This window comes from Tamlana flava, from assembly GCF_041287255.1.
Classification (GTDB): domain Bacteria; phylum Bacteroidota; class Bacteroidia; order Flavobacteriales; family Flavobacteriaceae; genus Tamlana; species Tamlana flava.
In genome coordinates, this window is sequence record NZ_JBGGTX010000002.1 from 314,986 (window position 1) to 333,810 (window position 18,825).

An 18,825-nucleotide genomic window follows, 5' to 3' on the forward strand; every position below is an offset into this window, starting at 1 on the left:
ACAGCCTCTTTTTAATTTCAGTATCTATGAATCGCTTTTTTGTTTCCTTATTATCCATTTTAATCCTATTGTCATGTGGTAGTTCTCAAGGGGTTGAAGCTCCCAATGCTCCCGAACCTCCAAAACCACCAAAAATTGTTTCGAATTCTAATCCATGTTATTGGCAACAACATGTGGATTATAAAATGGAAATAGACATGGATGTGAACAATTACCAATATAAAGGAAAACAAACCTTGGTTTACACCAATAACTCTCCAGACGTGTTGGATAAAGTGTTTTATCACTTATATTTTAACGCCTTTCAGCCTGGAAGTGAAATGGATGTTCGCTCGCGCACCATAGCAGACCCGGACGGACGTGTTAAAGACCGTATAAGTAAACTAAAACCAGACGAAATTGGTTATATAAAGGTAAATTCCCTAAAACAAAACGGTACAGAGTTAAAGTACGAAACTGTTGGGACCATTTTGGAAGTAAATTTGTCAACACCTATAAAACAGGGTGAAAGCGTAACTTTTGATATGCTTTTTGATGCGCAAGTTCCAGTACAAATTCGTCGTTCTGGAAGAAATAATAGTGAAGGTGTAGTCTTGTCAATGGCGCAATGGTACCCAAAATTGGCAGAATATGATTATGAAGGATGGCATGCTGACCCCTATATTGGTAGAGAGTTTCATGGCGTTTGGGGTGATTTTGATGTAAAAATCTCCATCGATAAAACTTATACCGTTGGCGGCACGGGCTATTTACAAAACCCGAACGAAATTGGCCATGGCTACGAAACCGATGTCGTGAAAAAACCAAATTCAGAAAAATTAACTTGGCACTTTGTGGCACCAAATGTACATGATTTTACTTGGGCTGCAGATCCTAATTACATTCACGACACCAAACAAGTGACCAATGGACCGCTGTTGCACTTTTTGTATAAAAGCACCATGACCAACGAAAAGCGCGACAACTGGAAAAAGTTGCAGCCAAAGGCTGTGGAATTGATGCAATTTTATAGCGAAAATATTGGTCAATATCCTTATGAGCAATACTCCATTATTCAAGGAGGAGATGGTGGTATGGAATATGGTATGTGTACCTTGATAGTTGGTGAAGGTGATTTTAATGGCTTATTTGGTGTTACGGCGCATGAAATGGCCCATTCTTGGTTTCAATTTTTATTGGCCACCAATGAGTTAACAAATTATTGGATGGACGAAGGCTTTACAGAATATTTTGGCGAATTGGCTGAATGTGCCATTTTCAACAAACCATTTGAAAAACCCACCATGCGTGTTTACGATATTTATTTTTACTATGTAAATTCGGGAGCTGAACAGTCACAAACCACCCACGCAGACCGTTTTAATTTTAATCAGTCTTCGGCAATATCGGCTTATTATAAAGGCTATGTATTCTTAAATCAGTTGGCCTACGTGATAGGTGAAGATAACCAAAAGGAAACCATCAAACAGTATTTTAAAGATTGGGCCTTTAAGCATCCAACACGCAACGACTTTATTAGAGTTGCCGAAAAAGTTTCTGGACTAGAGCTTGACTGGTACCTAAACGATTGGACGCGCACTATTAATACCATTGATTATGGAGTTAAATCGGTAGATGAAAATACCGTAACCCTAGAACGTATAGGTTTAATGCCAATGCCTATTGATTTAACAGTTACCTACAACGATGGAACTTTCGAAGATTTTTATATTCCGCTACAAATGATGCGCGGTGAAAAACCAACAAGCGCCACCATTATTAAAGACTGGGCTTGGGCTTATCCTACCTATACTTTTGAAACCACAAAACCAATAAAATCTGTTGAGATAGACCCAAAAAATATGATGGCTGATATTAAAAAGGAAAACAACAAAATGTAAACCAAAAAATTATTAGGTCATTATGAAAATGAAAAATAAAGTAATCGTACTATCTCTGCTGCTATTCTTTGCCAATGTTAGCTTAGCACAAAATGAAGAACTTTTAGAAAAAGCAAAATCTTGGGTTAAGGAATTAAATCTTGAGAACTTAGAGAAAGAAAACAATGTTGCAAATGCAATTGCAACCCACTTAACTGAAGTAAGGAACTGGCACAATAGCCATCCTTACACTACCGTCCCTGCTGGAATAAACCCAAGAACCGGAGAATCCTTATCTAATTTAGACCGTTCTATTATTGCAGATTCGGCCATGCCAAAAAGCGTTCACGGCGCATTAATGGTAGTACTGAATGACAATTTAGCTGAAGCCCAGATTGAAACTATTCTTGATAAATACACCATAGGCAAAGTGGCTTTTACAATGAAAGCCTATCGCGAAATTGTAACTGATATGACCCCTGAGGAAGATGCTGAGCTTCTAAAAAATCTAAAAGAAGCACGTGAGATGGCCATAGATTTTAAAAGTATGAAGCAGATTTCTGCCATTTTTGAAATTTACAAAACTAAAAATGAGCAATACCTTAACAATAACGGCCGAAGTTGGCGACAGTTGTACAAGGATTATGTAAAACGTATCCGGAACGCAAAGAAAAATTAATCTATTTCTTTAGCGTTCTTGACTTTTAATACCAAGGCTCCTTTTTATAAATTGCTGTTTTTGCAACACGTTCCCTATTATTAAGTCTTAAATGGGTTTCGGTTAATTGTCGGTTTCTATAACCCAGCAAATGAAAAATGGCTTTAGCGAAAAATTTGGCTACTTTTAGGTTTACCTGTAAAATTCCCTCTGTTTTATTTGCCCAAGAAACACCCGGCAATAGTACCAAAAAACCATCTATTTTAATATCTCTTAAAACCGCAGACAGTTTCAAAAAGAATGGTTTTATGGGTTTAATAATAAAAAAGCCTTCGGCTCCTCTTTTTTGGTAAAGTGGCATAAAAATGCTGCCGTTTGAAGGTGCTCTGATTTCCTTATTGTTACTAATAGCCAATTTGGTTCCTTTTTTAACGTGCTCAAAACTTTTAAAACCATTTAGCATTTTGAATTCCTCTTTCGGTTTAATAGTATGTAAATAGACTATTTCAAAAACATCAAAAGTATTTTCAGAATGCTGTTTTAATTGCTGGTAATATTTAGAAAAATCCATAACTGCTGCTACTTCCAAAATACCGGAATACACCAACGCTAAATGGATAAAAGCAATATGATTGGTAATGGCAAAAAAATCATCATGCTGACCAGACTCAAACCCTAATGATACATAACCAAGTGTATTGATGTAACTCAACAGTGGACCTTCCAAGTATTCTTCAATACCTAAGACAATGGGCACCGGGAATTGCTCTGAGAATTTTCGGTTTATTAAGGCATCGTTTATGGTTATAAATGGAAGCGTTTTACTTGAGGTTGAATGTAAATCAATGAAGTAAAACGGGGGGCAATTGTTTTCTAAAATGGCATCCAATATATCAAGCAATTCCACTAGCTCTGTTTCATCAGCATTTAGAATGGATTTGCTTTTAATTTCCTCTATATTGGCCTTAGTCCATAACCTGTTTAAATCTTGATCAATGTATCGTTTGTGTTCCCTTAGCGCTCTTAAATTTCCTGAAATGCCGTAAACAGTTCCTTTTAAGTAGGCCGCATTTATTCCAAGAAACACATCCTTTAAAGCAAAAACACCTGAGTTTTCATTGCCATGAATACCGCCAAAAAAGACAACCGTAGGCCCGGAATCTGAGCCTTCTATTTTACCCAATATTCGGTCAACTTTTAAACTAGAACTTAGTGCTTTGCTATATAAATCAATCATGATACACTATCTTAAATTAGCTGAACTGTTTTCTAATAGAAGAAGCAAATTTGACTATTTCGTTTTTTTAGAATCTTTTTAGTCTAAATCGTTCTTCGTTATTAAACCAACAAGTTTGTTATCCTTTACAACCGGAAGACAGCCAATGGCATTATCCATCATTAAACGTTTTGCTTCTTCCAATGTGGTGTATTCTCCTGTTGTTAAAAGTTCTGTTTTCATTAATTTGGAAACACTATAGTTTTGCCTCTTTGGTTGATTCAAATAAGTTTCAACATCTGTCCAAGTTAAAAGCCCAACAAGACCGCTATCGGTGTTTATAACTGGTAGGTGGTGAATGTTCTTCCATTTCATAATGTTTAAAACTAGCTCAATGCTATCATTTTTATCAACAGAAAAAATATCTGAGCTCATGGCGTGTTTCACCAATTTAGTCTTTATAAATGTTGCGTCATTTTCAGGATATAGTTTATCCCAGGTTGAAACAGGATATCCTCTTTCCTGTTTTTCATACATGTTAGCCGTAAGCACCTGCATGGCTTCAAACCTTTTATGGGTTTGTAATAAAGCCCTAAAGTTGCGTGTAAGCCACTCTGAACCATTGTTTCCACGAACACGGTCTTTAATCACCTTTAAATAATATTCCGCATCCTTGGGAGTTACACCATATCTGTAGAGCCCTTTATAAGCCATAGGTAACAGTTCGTTTAAAATAAGGGCTTGACTAGGGATGTATTTACCGTTCCAATAAAATTGGGTAGCAGACCCATATCGTGCTGCATTGAAAAAATTGGTTTTAATATCTTTGAAATCCCACTGTTTGTGGATGTTTTCATATTTTTTTGGTTTACCCAGCATCACGCCTACCCAAAACATCATATTGGCAATTTCATCAGTAGTAGTTGGTCCCGAGGGGAGGTATCGGTTTTCAATCCTAAGGTTAGGTTTTCCATCTATGACGCCATAACAAACCCTGTTCCATGGATAGACCGTGCCATTGTGCAAACCAAGTGCTCGCAACTTTGGAGTTTCATTGTTTTCTATCATTTCAACACTATCCTTTATAAAATGAGTGGTTAAAAAACTTCTGAACCTTGAAATGTTGTCTTTAAAAATATCTGAAATGGAACCTGTTTGCCAATGATTGCCAAAACTTACGCGCGACTGTTTTTCATTCAACAAATAGGAATTAGCCCGTGTATCAATGCTTTGGGTGAATAATGCAATTCTGGTTTCGCTCCACAATTCTTTACCAAATAAAATGGGTGAATTTGTACAAGCACTCAAAATTGGCCCCGCAATAGCCTGTGCCCAATTATAATCATCCACAAATGTTTTGGGACTTAATTGTAAATGTACCTGAAAACTTGTGTTGCAACCTTCCAGCATAACGGAATCGTGTAATAAATTAAGCTCATCGACACCCTTAATATGAATGTCAAAACTTTTTCTTCTGTGTTGTTTTATGGCCTCGTTCAAAAAGGAATAACGCTCTACGGCCGTCATGCTTTTTTCGTCAACATTATTAACAGAAAGCGAAGGTAAAATACCCGTTAAAATCAGTTTTGTGTTCTTTCTGAAAGCCGCCTGCTTTGCTTTATTGAATAATTCATCCAATTGCTCATGTAGTTTAGAAAAACTGTCTGATCCCAATTGAAAAGTATCTAAGTTTATTTCGAGATTATAGTTGCTTATTTCTGTGGTAAAGTGCTCGTCGTTAATATCTTCAAGTAGCTCCAACGACTTGTTTACGGGTAAAAACTCATTGTTCACAATACAAAACTCCTGCTCTGCCCCAATACGTAAGGGACCATCTTCAATTAGTCCTTTTTCACACATCAAATCTAAAGCCTTAATATCATTTAATAAATGGTGTATGTAGTTAGCCCTATCTTTTTTTGTTTTAAGTTTAGCAACATTCAAATCTCCCATGGTCACAAATTTTAATTACGGTTTAAACAATTAAAAGTACTTGGATTCACACATTTTAAATATGATTTTTATCATATGGCAAAATGTGAATTACTGTGTTAATTGATATTGCTACATTTGTGTTCACAAAATTGTTTATGCGGGCATCGTTTCCTAAAAAAGAAAAATTAAAAGGCAAAAAGCTGATTGACCAATTGTTTGCCGAAGGGCAATCGGTTTCGGCATTTCCCTTGCGTTTGGTGTATCTAAAAACCTCCTTTGAAGACGATGTAATGGCCAAAGCAAGTGTTTCTGTAAGTAAGCGCAGTTTTAAAACAGCTGTTGACAGAAATCGTATAAAACGTTTAATGCGAGAAGCTTATCGTTTAAACAAAGCCACTTATTTTAACAATTTAAAAGCACAACATGCGTTTATGATTTTGTACATTGGCAAAGACAAACCCACGTTTGGCCAAATTGAAAAATTTATGAACCTTTTGTTTGCCAAATTTTTAAGCAAAGTTTCTGAAAACCTTTAGGGAATCAATAAAAATGAAAATCATGAAATTATCCAAAAAGAAAATTATTATTCCGCTATTGGCTGGTATTATATTTTTTAGCACCACAGCCTTTAAAAATGACTTTTTTGAAATAGCTAAGCAAATTGAAATTTTCACCACGTTGTTCAAAGAACTTAACATGAACTACGTTGATGAAACTAACCCTGGAGATTTAATGGACACAGCCATAAAAAGTATGTTGGAAGATTTAGATCCCTATACCAATTTTATGAATGAGCAAGATGTTGAGGCTGCCAGAATTAATAATACGGGCGATTATACTGGTATTGGTGCCAAAATTCAAACCCTTAAAGATAAGTTGGTAGTGGTAGAGCCTTATAAAGATTATCCAGCAGACAAAGCGGGCTTAAAAGCCGGCGATGAAATCATTAAAGTAGGGAATGTATTGGTTGAAAACTATAAAGAAAATGCTGGCGATTTACTTAAAGGCTCCCCAGATACGTCGGTTGAAGTAACTTATAAACGCCAAGGGAAAACACAAACAGCTACCATTAATCGCGCCGAAGTTGAAATAAAGGCTGTTCCTCATTTTTCAATGGTCAACGACAAAACAGGTTATATTGTTTTGAGCAGGTTTAGTAGAAAAGCACACGATGAAACTAATTATGCTCTGCGCGATTTAAAGGCCCAAGGGGCTCAAAGAATCATATTGGATTTAAGAGGCAACCCTGGTGGATTGGTTAATGAAGCCATTGATATTGTAAACCTTTTTGTCCCTAAAGGACAGTTGGTGGTAACAACAAAATCTAAGGTTAAACAATTCAATCGTCCCTACATAACAAAAAACGAGCCTATAGATACAGAAATTCCACTGGTTATTTTAATAGATGGAAAAAGCGCATCAGCAAGTGAAATTGTTTCTGGAGCTTTACAAGATTTGGACCGTGCAGTTATTGTTGGGGCGCGTAGTTTTGGAAAAGGTTTAGTGCAACGGCCCATGGAAGTGGCCTTCGGCACCCAAGTAAAAATAACCATTTCTAGATATTATACCCCATCCGGAAGGTGCCTTCAAGCTTTGGATTATTGGAACAGAAACGAAAAAGGTGAGGCTGTTAAAATTAATCAAGAAAATTACCATGAGTTTAAAACTAAAAACGGGCGCAAGGTTTTTGATGGCGGTGGCGTTTTTCCAGACGTTGCTATGGGATTGTATAAGACCTCGCCTATTACTAACGCCATCATTAACAATAATTTAATTTTCGATTATTGCACAAACTATTATTACAATCATAAAGTCGAAGATATAAATAACTTAAAGCTTTCAAACCAAGACTTTATTGAGTTTAAAAACTATCTAAAGCACAATAATTTTTCATTTGAAACCGATACAGAAAAAGCTCTTAAAAAAGCTTTTGAAGCCGCTAAAAAGGAAGAATTGAATGATGATATTGAAAAGGATTATACGGTATTGATTTCAAATTTAGAGCAATCAAAAACAAGTGTTATTGACGAAAATAAAGAATTTTTGTTGGAGCTTTTAACCGAAGATATCGTTAAGCGTTATGTGTATAGAGAAGGCCTGTACGATTATTATAAAATTCATGACGCTGAAATTAAAAAAGCAACTGAAATTCTTGGTAACCTGTCTACTTATCAAGGCTTTTTAAAGTAAATTGAAGGTGTTTTTTATCGAAAAAACTGGTATTTTAGTTTTGTAACATATGTGTTCAACTTGTAAAAACCACTGTTTACAGGGTTCTGACATGGTTTTCGATTAAAAATAGTATCTTTAACTCCTATTATAAACCCTACTATGAATAAATTATTGGTATTAATATTACTGATACTCAGCCACGTGTTTGGTTTTTCCCAAAAAGAATTAAAACACGAGGTCTATTTTGATACTGATAAATACGTTGTTCCGCCAACCGAGGAAAACCGTTTGCTTTTATTTATTTCTACCTTAAACGATTTGGACATTGAGTCAATATCCATATTCGGTTTTTGTGATGATCGGGGTGCCAATAATTACAATCTAAAACTCTCACAACAACGTGCCGATGCTATCAAAGTAATTTTTTCCAACAATGAAATAAGTGAAGATTTAATTACAAATGTTGATGGTAAAGGGGAAATTCTTTTAAAAATTGTTGAGGAAAAAGATATATTGAAAATCAGGGGCTTAAACAGAAAAGTAGAAATTATTGTTAAGCCAAAGCCTTCCAAACCCAAAGAAGATCTTCTTGCGATGAATGGAGATGAGCCAAAAGAAAAAGATGTTATAGATCTTATTAGGGAAAGTTCAAAAGGTGATAAAATAGTTTTTAATAACATATTGTTTAAAACAGGTTATGCTGCCGTTGTGCCTGCTTCAAAAAAAACATTGGAAGAAATAGCTAAGGTTTTAGCGGAGCGCGACGATATTTATTTCACTATACAAGGGCATGTTTGTTGTACCCAGTATACGAGGGATGCCGTAGATAGACGAACCAAAAAACGCAACCTATCTGAAGCTCGAGCAAAATATGTTTACGACTATTTTGTTAAAAAAGGGGTTGACCCAAAACGTATGCGCCATTTAGGTATGCGAAGAAAATTTCCGCTTGGTGGCGATCCAAAATTTGATAGACGCGTAGAAATACTTATTACCTACGTTGGCAATGCTAATTAAAAGCTTATGCATTATAAAACCTACTTACTATTTTGCATTGAAGCGGTAATTAGGTTTTGAAGTTTCAGAACGAACCTATCATGGCTATATGCGGAATGTCATCTTCAAGATATTCCTCGCCAATTGCCTTAAACCCAACATTTGTATAAAATTGTTTGAGATAGGATTGTGCAGAAATTTTTATGATAGATTCCTTAAAGTTGTTTTTAATGGCTTTGATGGATGCTTCCATGATATCGTAACCATATTTATAGCGTCTTTCTTTTTTGGCAACCACAACCCTACCTATACTGGCTTTTTCAAAATAATCCCCTGGCTTAAAAATTCTAGAATATGCAACTAATTTATCATGCTTAAAACCTAATACATGAAAAGCCTTTTCGTCTTTTCCGTCAACATCTTGATACACACAATTCTGCTCAACCACAAATACTTCGCTACGCAACTGAAGTAAATCGTAAAGTTCTTGTTTGGTTAATTCCTTGAAGGATTTTATTTTAATTTCTAACATCTTAAAAAACGTCATAGCGAGACTTTTTAAAAAAGTCGTGGCAATCTTTAAAAATGAATTTTTATTAGATAAATTTATCAGATTCCTACGTCGTTCCTCCTTAGAATAACGACTCAATCCTGTACAATAACATCTTTGGGATCAACTTTTTCAAACTCGGGTTGAATGTTTACATGGTTAATGTCATATTTTGAGAAAACCAAATCTTCTATTTTACGTAAAATAGAATCAAATTCAGAAAGCGTAATGTCTTCGGTAAAATCTATATGGGCCTCTAAATGCACTTCGTCTTCATTTAATTGCCAAGCATGTACGTGGTGCACATTTTTAATACTTTCAAATGCATTTATTTCATCTACAATTTTTTTAATAGGAATGTTATCTGGCGTAAAAAGCATTAATACTTTGGTGGATGTTTTTAATAAATCATAGCCCATATAGATAAGATAAAGGGCTATGGCCAAAGTTAATGCGCTGTCTACCCAATAAATTTGATAGAATTTCATGAGCAAACCACCTATTAACACCGCAACACTGGCCATCATATCGGTTAATAAGTGCAGATAGGCACTACGCATATTCATATTTAATTTTGAATCTTTTTTAAGTAGTAGTACACTTAAGCCGTTGGCCACAATACCTAACAATGACAACCATATAACCAAGCCACTTTCAATTTCTTCAGGGTTTCTGAATCTTTTTATAGCTTCTATAATCAATAATATAGCAACTATAATTAACGTTGAGGCATTAACAAATGCCGCCAAAATTTCGGCACGTTTATAACCAAACGTTCTGTGCAAGGAAGCTTCTTTTTTGGCAAGTTTATTGGCCGCATAACTAACAATCAAAGACAACACATCACTGAAATTATGAAGCGCATCACTTAAAAGAGCCAAACTACCAGACAGTATACCACCAATTACTTGCGATGCCGTGATAAGAATATTTAGTAAAATGGATATAAAAAGATTTCTACCTTTTAAATCGGGGTGACTATGGCTGTGATTATGGGAATGGTTATGTGGCATTTAGCAAGATACCGGCATTTTATCTATTCTAGTTTGGTGGCGGCCACCTTCAAAATCAGTATTTAAAAAAACATCAACCATTTCAATCGCCTGTTGAATGGCCGTAAATCTTGCAGGAATACATAAAATATTAGCATTATTATGGCTGCGTATTAAATGAACAATTTCTTTGTTCCAACACAAACCAGCACGTATTTTTTGGTGTTTATTTGCCGTCATGGCAACACCATTGGCACTACCACAAATTAGAATACCAAAATCGGCTTTTCCGTTTTCAACATCATCAGCAACAGGGTGAACAAAATCGGCATAATCTACACTGTCACTTCTATCTGTACCATAGTTTTTAACGGTATATCCTTTTGCTTCAAGATGTTTAACAATGGCTTTTTTATAATCGGTTCCGGCGTGGTCGTTTCCTATAGAAATATTCATTTTTTGTATTTTAATATAACCTAATACAAAGGTAATAATTATAAACTTGTGAATGATATTATTCATTACTTGTTAATAAGTGTTCATTATTTTCTGAAATAAAAATTGGGTTAATTCAATAATTTTTTCAAACCAAAACCTCTAGATGAAAAGCAAATTTTTAATTCATTTTTTCTAGATAAGTTTTCAGTCTAAACATTTGAATCTATAAACACATTATTTTTAAAAGTTATCAATAAAAACCCGTGAAATTTAGTTGTTAACAATTGTGAATACAAGTTTGAAATAAGTTATATATGAAGCTTTTAAAATAATTTTTATTGTTAATTACCTTTTAACAGAACGTAAATTTATTGTAATCAAAATAAAATTTAGAAAAGTTATACCGCTATTAACAAGCTATAATAACCATTATTTATTTTTTAAATTTTAAAAAAGAATTTATTAATGTTATATATAGTGTGGATAACTTGAATTTAACAGTAGAATAATATGGTTAAATATTAAAACCGTAGCTTTGTGAAAACAAATAGCAAATTCTTCGCCTAAATTATAGCTATTTAATAACCGAATTTCAATTAACTTTAGAAATTCATTTAAGATTACAATAATTAATGAGCAAAAAAAGAAAAAGGAAATCCAAAAACGGAATTTCCAACCTTACAAATACCATACTTAGTATTTTAAAAAAAGATAGAAACCAATCCTATAACTATAAACAAATAGCGGCTAAATTGGGTGTAAATGATGCCAGTAGCCGGAACCAAATTATAAAAACCCTTGCCAAACTTGCGGCAAAACAGGAAATAGAGCAAGTAGATCGAGGTAAGTTTAAAGGGATTGTTACAGCCGAATACCATGTGGGTATTTTAGATCTATCAGCACGTGGTTCCGGATATGTTATTTCAAATGATTTTAATGAAGATGTATTTATTGCATCAAATAATATAAATAAAGCTCTGGAAGGTGATGAAGTTGAGTTTTACCTGTATAAACGACGAAAGCGTGGTAAGCTGGAAGGTGAAATCACTAAGATTTTAAAAAGAGCCAAATCTGAGTATGTAGGTGTTATCCAAATTCAAAAGAATAGTAATTATGCTTTTGTGGTGCCAGATAGTTCTAAAATGTACAAAGATATTTTTGTACCTATAAATAAAACCTTTAAAGCTGAAGATGGCGATAAGGTTTTGGTGAAACTTGAAGACTGGCCAGAAAAAGCAGATTCTCCTTATGGAAAGGTTTTAAAAATACTAGGTAAACCTGGAGAGCACAGCACCGAAATCCATGCTATTTTAGCTGAATACGGTTTGCCCCATGAATTTCCTTATGAAGTTGAAGAATTCGCAAATAAATTAGATACCTCAATTACAAATGAAGAAATAGCCAAACGCAGGGATATGCGAAAGGATTTAACCTTTACCATAGACCCGAAAGATGCTAAGGATTTTGATGATGCCTTATCGTTTAAGGTTTTGGATAACGGACTTTATGAAATAGGCATTCATATTGCCGATGTGTCACATTATGTAAAAGAGGGTACTGTTTTAGATGACGAAGCTTACGAGCGAGCTACATCAATTTATTTGGTAGATAGAGTTGTGCCGATGCTTCCAGAGGTGTTGTCAAACAATGCCTGTTCACTAAGGCCTAATGAGGAAAAATATACATTTTCAGCAGTTTTTCAGTTAACTAATCAAGCGGAAATAAAAAACCAATGGTTTGGCAGAACAGTTACTTATAGCGATGCCCGTTTTGCTTATGAAGAAGCCCAAGCCATTATTGAAAGTAACCCAAACGTCACGTTGAGTGGAGTGGAAACGTCTCAAATTAAAACCGAAATTCCACAGGAAGTTTCCTTAACAGGAAAAGCATACCAAACAAAACTAGAAATTGCCGAAGCTGTTTTGGTTTTGGATAGATTGGCAAAAATTATGCGACAAAGACGCATGAAAAACGGTGCTATTTCTTTTGATAAAGTTGAAGTAAAATTCAATTTGGACGAAAATAATAATCCTGAAGGTGTGTATTTCAAAACCACTAAAGATGCCAATAAGTTAATTGAGGAATTTATGCTGTTGGCCAATAAAAAGGTTGCTGAATTTATTGGGAAGCAATCACCAAAAAAGACTTTTGTGTACCGTGTTCATGATGAGCCGGATGACAGTAAATTGGCTGCTTTACAAAATATTGTGAGCAAATTTGGCTACAAGCTTAATTTTAAGGACAGAAAATCTACAACAGCTTCACTTAATGGTTTATTGCAAGATGTTGTTGGAAAAAAAGAGCAAAATTTGGTTGATACTTTGGCCATTCGCAGCATGAGCAAAGCCGAATATACCACGCACAACATTGGTCATTACGGTTTGGCTTTTGATTATTACAGCCACTTTACTTCACCCATTCGCCGATATCCGGATGTGATGGCGCACCGTTTGTTGCAACATTATCTAGATGGTGGAAAAAGTGCCAATGAAGAAGTTTATGAAGAAAAGTGTCAACATTCCAGCAATATGGAAATGCTGGCCACAAAAGCTGAGCGCGATTCCATTAAATACATGCAAATTCGTTTTATGGAAGACCACAAAGACCAAGAGTTTTTGGGTGTCATTTCAGGGGTTACGGATTGGGGCATTTATGTGGAGATTATCTCCAATAAATGTGAAGGCATGGTGAGTGTTCGCGATATGACTGATGATCATTATGCTTTTGACCAAGACCAATATGCTATGGTTGGCCGTAACACTAAAAATATGTATCAATTAGGAGACGAGGTTATTGTAAAAGTTAAAAACACTGATTTAGTTAAAAAACATCTTGATTTTAATTTGATTGGGAAACCTGAGTAGTGATTTTAAGTTTTGATTAATTGAAGAAAGGAATTTATAGGCAATGCTGTGCTTAAGTTATCGTTCTATTGTAAAACTTTATCCAGATTAAGAATCATTTCTTTTAAATAATTCTGAGCACCTTCTAAATTCTCTAACATATAGTTATTTCGTCTAACATCAATTTTCATAATATTTCTAGCGGTAACTGAATTTATAAGTTCAATTATCTCTTTTTTAGCCACTTCATTATTTTGAAAAGAACTTAAACCTTCAACATAATTAAACTCATAGGTTTTTTGTTCATAACGCCAAAACTCATCTTCCCTTTCTACTTGTTGGTCGAAATGAACTGTTATCTTTTTTAGAAACGGCAAGATAAAATCATAATATACAATTATATCTTCCATTATACCTGAATAAACTCCATATTCTGTAATGTTTGAATTTCGAATTTTTTGATAATAACTGTATTCAATACTTAATTCTTTAACATAATTTTCAATACTTTGTTCTAAACTATCACGAGTAAACCATTCATAATTTGTATGGTTTATAAAAGCTATTCTGTTTTCATTTCTTTTATTTAATTCAATTCTCCTTTTATCAATTATGGTACTGTCAATCTTTAACTCTTCCAATACTCCTTGAAGATTTGAAGTTAGAAACATATGATTTTTTCGTTTCTCATTCGAGTTGTTGATATTTAATGCTATCAGAATGCCTATTACTACAAGTAGAATTTCTCCAATAGCATACTTAAAGTATTTACCTATTTTGTTTTGCTTAATAAGGTTGTGTCGTATTTTACTAAAGAACTTTATCATTTGGTTGGTGGTTTATGAATGAAGTACAACTTCAATAATCTGGCTTTTTTGATTATACAAATTAGGCAATAAGCCAAGATAGCAGTAAATTTTTACAGAACCAATACAATTTGCTTTTATAGGTTTTTAAATACATGTAACTTTAGCGTTGTTTTATATACCAATATTAAAAATTAACCATCATGATACTAACAACTACAAACAACATTGAGGGGCATAAAATTGAAAATTATTTGGGTATAGTCACCGGTGTTTCCAGTAATCTTAAAAGATCTTTTTCCTTTAAAACAGAAAGAAATATGGAGCTAATTGCAGACGTTATCAATAAAGCCAAAGAAGAAGCATTTCAACAGTTAAGAGATAATGCGATAAAATTAAAGGCAAACGCGGTGGTTGGTATTACATTAGATTTGGAATCAGAATCTGGAGCCTACTTTTTTGTTTCCATAACAGGAACTGCAGTAAAGGTAGTTTAGCTTATTGATATAATATTTTATAAAATATTATATCAATGGAATAATTGTTGATAGGTTTGCGTTATGTTAAAAAACCAAATCAAAAATAAATGAAAACACTATTTAAAATTTTTGTGCTTTGCCTTACCACAACATTATTTGCACAAAAGTCTATAGAAAAAACCGTTGGCGAATTTACAGAACTGAAGGTATTTGATTTAATTCGGGTAGAGTTAATAAAATCAACCGAAAACAAAGTCATCATTTCCGGTGAAAACAAAACCGATGTGATTGTAAACAACAATAATGGCAAGCTAAAAATTAAAATGAAATTAGAAGAAGCCTTTGATGGTTCAGACACCAAAGTTGTTTTATATTACACTTCTGTTGATGTTATTGATGTTAATGAAGGAGCAAAAGTGGAGTCTAAAGATGTTATTAAACAGTTCGAAATAGACTTAAGAGCCCAAGAAGGAGGTATGGTTAATGTGCCAGTAAATGTGAAATATGCCAATATCAAAGCCGTTACAGGCGGTTCTATCACTACAACAGGAACGTCAAAAATACAGAACGTTTCCTTGTTAACGGGTGGCATTTATAATGGCGAAACATTGGTAACCGAAACCACGGAAGTATCCATTAACGCAGCTGGCGAAGCTTATGTTAATGCCTCAAAATTAGTGGATGCAAAAATAAGGGCAGGAGGCGATGTTTTTATTTATGGTAATCCAGAAACAATAAATGAAAACCGTATGCTCGGCGGTAGGGTAAAACGAATGGACTAACTGTATACCAATATAATTAATAGAGCCTGTAGTTTTACAGGCTCTATTTTTTTACCATACATCCACTATACAGATAACCGAGAAAGCTATATTTTCACTACCTTAGTGCTACAACAAAAATAATTGTTATAAGTTTTGAGGTTTTCTTTAGCAAATTTTTTATTCTTTTTAGCAAGTATTTTTATCAATGCTCAAGAGCATCCACCGATAAAAGTTTATTCAACCAAAGACTACAAAGCAGAAACACAAAATTGGTCTATTTCTCAAGCTGCAAATAATTATATATATGTAGCCAACAATAGAGGATTGTTGGAGTTCAATGGTGCTCATTGGGAATTATATCCATCGCCCAATGAAACTATCATCAGGTCGGTAAAGATTATCGATGATTCGATTTATACTGGTTGTAATGGGGATTTTGGCTATTGGAAAAAAAACAAAAATGAAGCACTTAAGTATACTTCCTTGTCTAAAACTTTAGAAACTCCCTTAATGGAAGATGAAGAGTTTTGGAATATCATTAATATTGATGATTATATTTTGTTTCAATCGCTAAAACGCATTTATATTTTCGATACGGTAAATGAGACTTTTAAAATTATTAATTCTGATTCAATCATTTACAAAGTTTTTGAAGTTGATGGAGATATTTATTTCCAGATGACCAAAGAAGGCCTGTTTAAAATAGAAAAAGGTAAACCAAAACTAGTCTCAAATCATCCTATTTTAAACAAAAATAGGTTGGTAAATGTGTTTATGCAAAACGGAAAATTGCTGCTCGAAACAGAAAATGATGGATTTTACATTTTTGATGAAAGTAGTTTAATTAAATGGGATATACCGGCTAATAAAACCTTGTCTGATTTAAGTGTTTTTAGAAGTTTAAAACTTCATGACGGAAGCTATATTTTAGGAACACGATCAAATGGTATTTTACATATTTCGGCCAATGGGGAAATTATTTTGAGAATGGATGTTGTAAATGGATTGAGCAACAACACAGTACACTGGATATTTGAAGACGCTGAGCACAATATTTGGTTGGCATTGGAAAATGGAATAAACTGCATTAATATGTCCTCACCATTTCGAATTTATAATGATGACAAAGGCAAAATAGGAACTATTTATACTTCAGCCGTTCATAAAGGTTTTATGTATGTTGGCACTAACCAAGGGTTGTTTTATAAACCTTATGATTCAAAATCTAACTTTGTTAATATCAATACTGTTCAAGAGGCTGTTTGGAGTCTTACGATTATTGATGACACGCTTTTTTGTGGCCACGATACCGGGACTTCAATTATTAATACAAAGAAAGTTACCAAAATAGAAGGCATTAATCAGGGGACCTGGAACTTAAAACCAATTCCAGTAAATAATGACTTAATACTTCAAGGGAGTTATGACGGGCTTTACATATTACAAAAGATTAATGGGAATTGGGGTCTGAGAAATAAAATTGAAGGATTTGATCTGTCCAGTAGGTTTTTTGAATTTTATAAAGGCTATATTTTTGTGAGTCATGAATATAAAGGAGTTTTTAGGCTAACGGTTGACGATGATTTCAAAAAAATTATTGAAGCTGATAAAAACCCAATATTTGACAGAGAAAAGTATTCAAGCATTATTGCCTATAAAGACGATTTGTTTTTAGGGTTTAAAACAGGTGTTTTTAAGTATAAATTAGAAAACGACACTTTTGTTAGAGATTCAATTCTATCGAATCTTTTTGACGGGGAAGAATATACCTCAGGAAGATTAATCTCAGTTACAGAAACAAATACGCTGTGGGCTTTTTCGAGCAGAAATTTAAACCATTTATCGGTTAGTTCGTTAAGTGGTGTGCCAAAAATAGATAAAATACCATTATCTAAAGCCTTGCCCAGGGCACTTACAGGATATGAAAACATATCATATTTAGAGGATGAAAAATATTTAATAGGAACCTCTTCAGGTTACATTTTACTGGATTTGGAAAAATTAAAGGAAAAAACATATAATATATCAATAAATAATATTTCGGTAAGCAGCCTTAAGGGCGAAAGCATCGAGTTTAATAGAGCTGCTGAAATGGGCGACTTTGAGAACAGGTTTAAGAATTTAAGCTTTACATTTAATGTTATTGAATTCGAAAAATACTTGGATACCGAGTACCAATATCAATTAATAGGTTTACAAAATGATTGGAGCAATTGGTTTTCAGAACCAAATGCAACTTTTGAAAACCTTCCATACGGTAATTATACCTTTAAGATAAGGGCGCGGGTAGGAAGTACAATGTCGGCCAACACAGCGTCCTATAGTTTTATAATACAACGGCCGTGGCTTCTGTCTAATATAATGATAGCCACATACATTCTTATAGTACTACTTTTTTCATTACTAATGCATAACATATACAAGCGTTACTACAGAAAACAAAGAGAGCGCTTATTGTTGAAAGCTCAAAGAGAGTTGGAATTAAAGGAGCTTGAAAATAAGCAGCAACTTATGCGTTTTAACAATGATAAACTAAGGCAGGATATTGAGAATAAAAACAATGAGTTGGCCATATCTACAATGAGCCTAATAAAAAAGAATGAGTTTTTAAACAGTATAAAGAAGGAGCTGCAGCATGCGGATGATGAAAGGAATATTAAAAGGGTTATAAAGATAATAGACAGAAACTTAAATAATACGGATGATTGGCAATTGTTTGAAGAAGCTTTTAACAATGCTGATAAGGATTTTCTAAAGAAAATAAAGACTGAGCACCCCTCATTAACCTCAAACGACTTAAGGTTGTGTGCTTACCTAAGGTTAAATTTATCCTCCAAAGAGATAGCCCCATTATTAAATATATCACCCCGGAGTGTAGAGGTAAAACGATATAGACTTAGAAAAAAGCTAGAATTAGAGCATGAAGCTAGCTTAACAGACTACATTTTAGAAATATAACAACACTACATTATTTATTTTTACCTATACAACCACACAACATTTATAGGTTTTTCATAATACACGATCAAACATCAATAATTGAAAAAGCCAATAAACATCGTGTTTTTTTAAGATATCCTTAAAAAACAACGACATTTTTTATATTGTATATTTTTT

Annotated in this window: 15 protein-coding genes; 9 read left to right on the plus strand and 6 right to left on the minus strand. The window is 33.8% G+C overall.

Going from position 1 to position 18,825, the window contains the following annotated elements; translation table 11 throughout:
- Nucleotides 1-26 precede the first annotated feature (26 nt).
- Nucleotides 27-1,880 (plus strand): M1 family metallopeptidase, encoded by a 1,854-nt coding sequence (locus ACB104_RS05915; RefSeq protein ID WP_370477361.1) that lies wholly within the window; start codon nucleotides 27-29, stop codon nucleotides 1,878-1,880.
- A gap of 22 nt (nucleotides 1,881-1,902) precedes the next feature.
- Nucleotides 1,903-2,538 carry a DUF3826 domain-containing protein gene (locus ACB104_RS05920; protein WP_370477362.1) on the plus strand — a complete coding sequence of 212 codons (636 nt, stop codon included), beginning with the start codon at nucleotides 1,903-1,905 and terminating at the stop codon, nucleotides 2,536-2,538.
- 25 nt (nucleotides 2,539-2,563) lie between these two features.
- Here ACB104_RS05920 and ACB104_RS05925 read toward each other — a convergent pair whose 3' ends face one another.
- On the minus strand, nucleotides 2,564-3,754 hold the full coding sequence (locus tag ACB104_RS05925) for a succinylglutamate desuccinylase/aspartoacylase family protein (RefSeq protein ID WP_370477363.1): 1,191 nt from the start codon (nucleotides 3,752-3,754) through the stop codon (nucleotides 2,564-2,566).
- Nucleotides 3,755-3,832: 78 nt separating this feature from the next.
- Nucleotides 3,833-5,686 carry a CBS domain-containing protein gene (locus ACB104_RS05930; RefSeq protein WP_370477364.1) on the minus strand — a complete coding sequence of 618 codons (1,854 nt, stop codon included), beginning with the start codon at nucleotides 5,684-5,686 and terminating at the stop codon, nucleotides 3,833-3,835.
- A 95-nt stretch (nucleotides 5,687-5,781) separates the two neighbouring features.
- Here ACB104_RS05930 and rnpA point away from each other — a divergent pair, with 95 nt between their 5' ends.
- The 3 genes from rnpA (at nucleotide 5,782) to ACB104_RS05945 (ending at nucleotide 8,857) form a co-directional block, all read left to right on the plus strand.
- Entirely contained in the window at nucleotides 5,782-6,204 is a 423-nt protein-coding gene (rnpA, locus tag ACB104_RS05935) for a ribonuclease P protein component (protein WP_370477365.1), read from the plus strand.
- A gap of 22 nt (nucleotides 6,205-6,226) precedes the next feature.
- Entirely contained in the window at nucleotides 6,227-7,858 is a 1,632-nt protein-coding gene (locus ACB104_RS05940) for a S41 family peptidase (protein WP_370477366.1), read from the plus strand.
- A 141-nt stretch (nucleotides 7,859-7,999) separates the two neighbouring features.
- A complete protein-coding gene (locus tag ACB104_RS05945) occupies nucleotides 8,000-8,857 on the plus strand; it encodes an OmpA family protein (protein WP_370477367.1) in 858 nt (285 codons plus the stop codon).
- 64 nt (nucleotides 8,858-8,921) lie between these two features.
- Here the strand turns inward: ACB104_RS05945 and ACB104_RS05950 are convergent, their stop codons facing one another.
- The 3 genes from ACB104_RS05950 to rpiB form a co-directional block, all read right to left on the minus strand.
- Nucleotides 8,922-9,368, minus strand: a complete 447-nt coding sequence (locus ACB104_RS05950) for a GNAT family N-acetyltransferase (protein ID WP_370478057.1) — start codon at nucleotides 9,366-9,368, stop codon at nucleotides 8,922-8,924.
- Nucleotides 9,369-9,481: 113 nt separating this feature from the next.
- Complete coding sequence (locus tag ACB104_RS05955) at nucleotides 9,482-10,399, minus strand: cation diffusion facilitator family transporter (protein WP_370477368.1); 918 nt, start codon at nucleotides 10,397-10,399, stop codon at nucleotides 9,482-9,484.
- Nucleotides 10,400-10,834: a ribose 5-phosphate isomerase B gene (gene rpiB, locus ACB104_RS05960; RefSeq protein WP_370477369.1), complete on the minus strand. Its 435-nt coding sequence runs from the start codon at nucleotides 10,832-10,834 to the stop codon at nucleotides 10,400-10,402.
- Nucleotides 10,835-11,448: 614 nt separating this feature from the next.
- Between rpiB and ACB104_RS05965 the strand changes: the two genes are divergently transcribed.
- The gene (locus tag ACB104_RS05965) at nucleotides 11,449-13,680 is read left to right on the plus strand and encodes a ribonuclease R family protein (RefSeq protein ID WP_370477370.1); all 2,232 of its coding nucleotides are present in this window, start codon (nucleotides 11,449-11,451) and stop codon (nucleotides 13,678-13,680) included.
- Nucleotides 13,681-13,745: 65 nt separating this feature from the next.
- On the opposite strand, the gene ACB104_RS05970 is transcribed toward ACB104_RS05965, so the two are convergent.
- Complete coding sequence (locus ACB104_RS05970; RefSeq protein WP_370477371.1) at nucleotides 13,746-14,486, minus strand: hypothetical protein; 741 nt, start codon at nucleotides 14,484-14,486, stop codon at nucleotides 13,746-13,748.
- Nucleotides 14,487-14,668: 182 nt separating this feature from the next.
- On the opposite strand from ACB104_RS05970, the gene ACB104_RS05975 reads away from it, so the two are divergent.
- From ACB104_RS05975 to ACB104_RS05985, 3 genes are all read left to right on the plus strand, one after another.
- Complete coding sequence (locus ACB104_RS05975; protein WP_370477372.1) at nucleotides 14,669-14,962, plus strand: heavy metal-binding domain-containing protein; 294 nt, start codon at nucleotides 14,669-14,671, stop codon at nucleotides 14,960-14,962.
- 89 nt (nucleotides 14,963-15,051) lie between these two features.
- Nucleotides 15,052-15,726, plus strand: coding sequence for a head GIN domain-containing protein (locus tag ACB104_RS05980; RefSeq protein WP_370477373.1), 675 nt, complete (start codon nucleotides 15,052-15,054; stop codon nucleotides 15,724-15,726).
- Nucleotides 15,727-15,861: 135 nt separating this feature from the next.
- Nucleotides 15,862-18,666, plus strand: coding sequence for a helix-turn-helix and ligand-binding sensor domain-containing protein (locus ACB104_RS05985; RefSeq protein ID WP_370477374.1), 2,805 nt, complete (start codon nucleotides 15,862-15,864; stop codon nucleotides 18,664-18,666).
- Nucleotides 18,667-18,825 lie beyond the last annotated feature (159 nt).

What these genes read in the sequence shown, in the direction of transcription:
- ACB104_RS05950 (WP_370478057.1), bottom strand. Translation starts at nt 9,368, where the DNA reads ATGTTAGAAATTAAAATAAAATCCTTCAAGGAATTAACCAAACAAGAA.
- ACB104_RS05930 (WP_370477364.1), bottom strand. Translation starts at nt 5,686, where the DNA reads ATGGGAGATTTGAATGTTGCTAAACTTAAAACAAAAAAAGATAGGGCT.
- ACB104_RS05915 (WP_370477361.1), top strand. Translation starts at nt 27, where the DNA reads ATGAATCGCTTTTTTGTTTCCTTATTATCCATTTTAATCCTATTGTCA.
- ACB104_RS05920 (WP_370477362.1), top strand. Translation starts at nt 1,903, where the DNA reads ATGAAAATGAAAAATAAAGTAATCGTACTATCTCTGCTGCTATTCTTT.
- ACB104_RS05965 (WP_370477370.1), top strand. Translation starts at nt 11,449, where the DNA reads ATGAGCAAAAAAAGAAAAAGGAAATCCAAAAACGGAATTTCCAACCTT.
- ACB104_RS05975 (WP_370477372.1), top strand. Translation starts at nt 14,669, where the DNA reads ATGATACTAACAACTACAAACAACATTGAGGGGCATAAAATTGAAAAT.
- ACB104_RS05940 (WP_370477366.1), top strand. Translation starts at nt 6,227, where the DNA reads ATGAAATTATCCAAAAAGAAAATTATTATTCCGCTATTGGCTGGTATT.
- rpiB (WP_370477369.1), bottom strand. Translation starts at nt 10,834, where the DNA reads ATGAATATTTCTATAGGAAACGACCACGCCGGAACCGATTATAAAAAA.
- ACB104_RS05945 (WP_370477367.1), top strand. Translation starts at nt 8,000, where the DNA reads ATGAATAAATTATTGGTATTAATATTACTGATACTCAGCCACGTGTTT.
- ACB104_RS05955 (WP_370477368.1), bottom strand. Translation starts at nt 10,399, where the DNA reads ATGCCACATAACCATTCCCATAATCACAGCCATAGTCACCCCGATTTA.
- ACB104_RS05925 (WP_370477363.1), bottom strand. Translation starts at nt 3,754, where the DNA reads ATGATTGATTTATATAGCAAAGCACTAAGTTCTAGTTTAAAAGTTGAC.
- ACB104_RS05980 (WP_370477373.1), top strand. Translation starts at nt 15,052, where the DNA reads ATGAAAACACTATTTAAAATTTTTGTGCTTTGCCTTACCACAACATTA.
- ACB104_RS05970 (WP_370477371.1), bottom strand. Translation starts at nt 14,486, where the DNA reads ATGATAAAGTTCTTTAGTAAAATACGACACAACCTTATTAAGCAAAAC.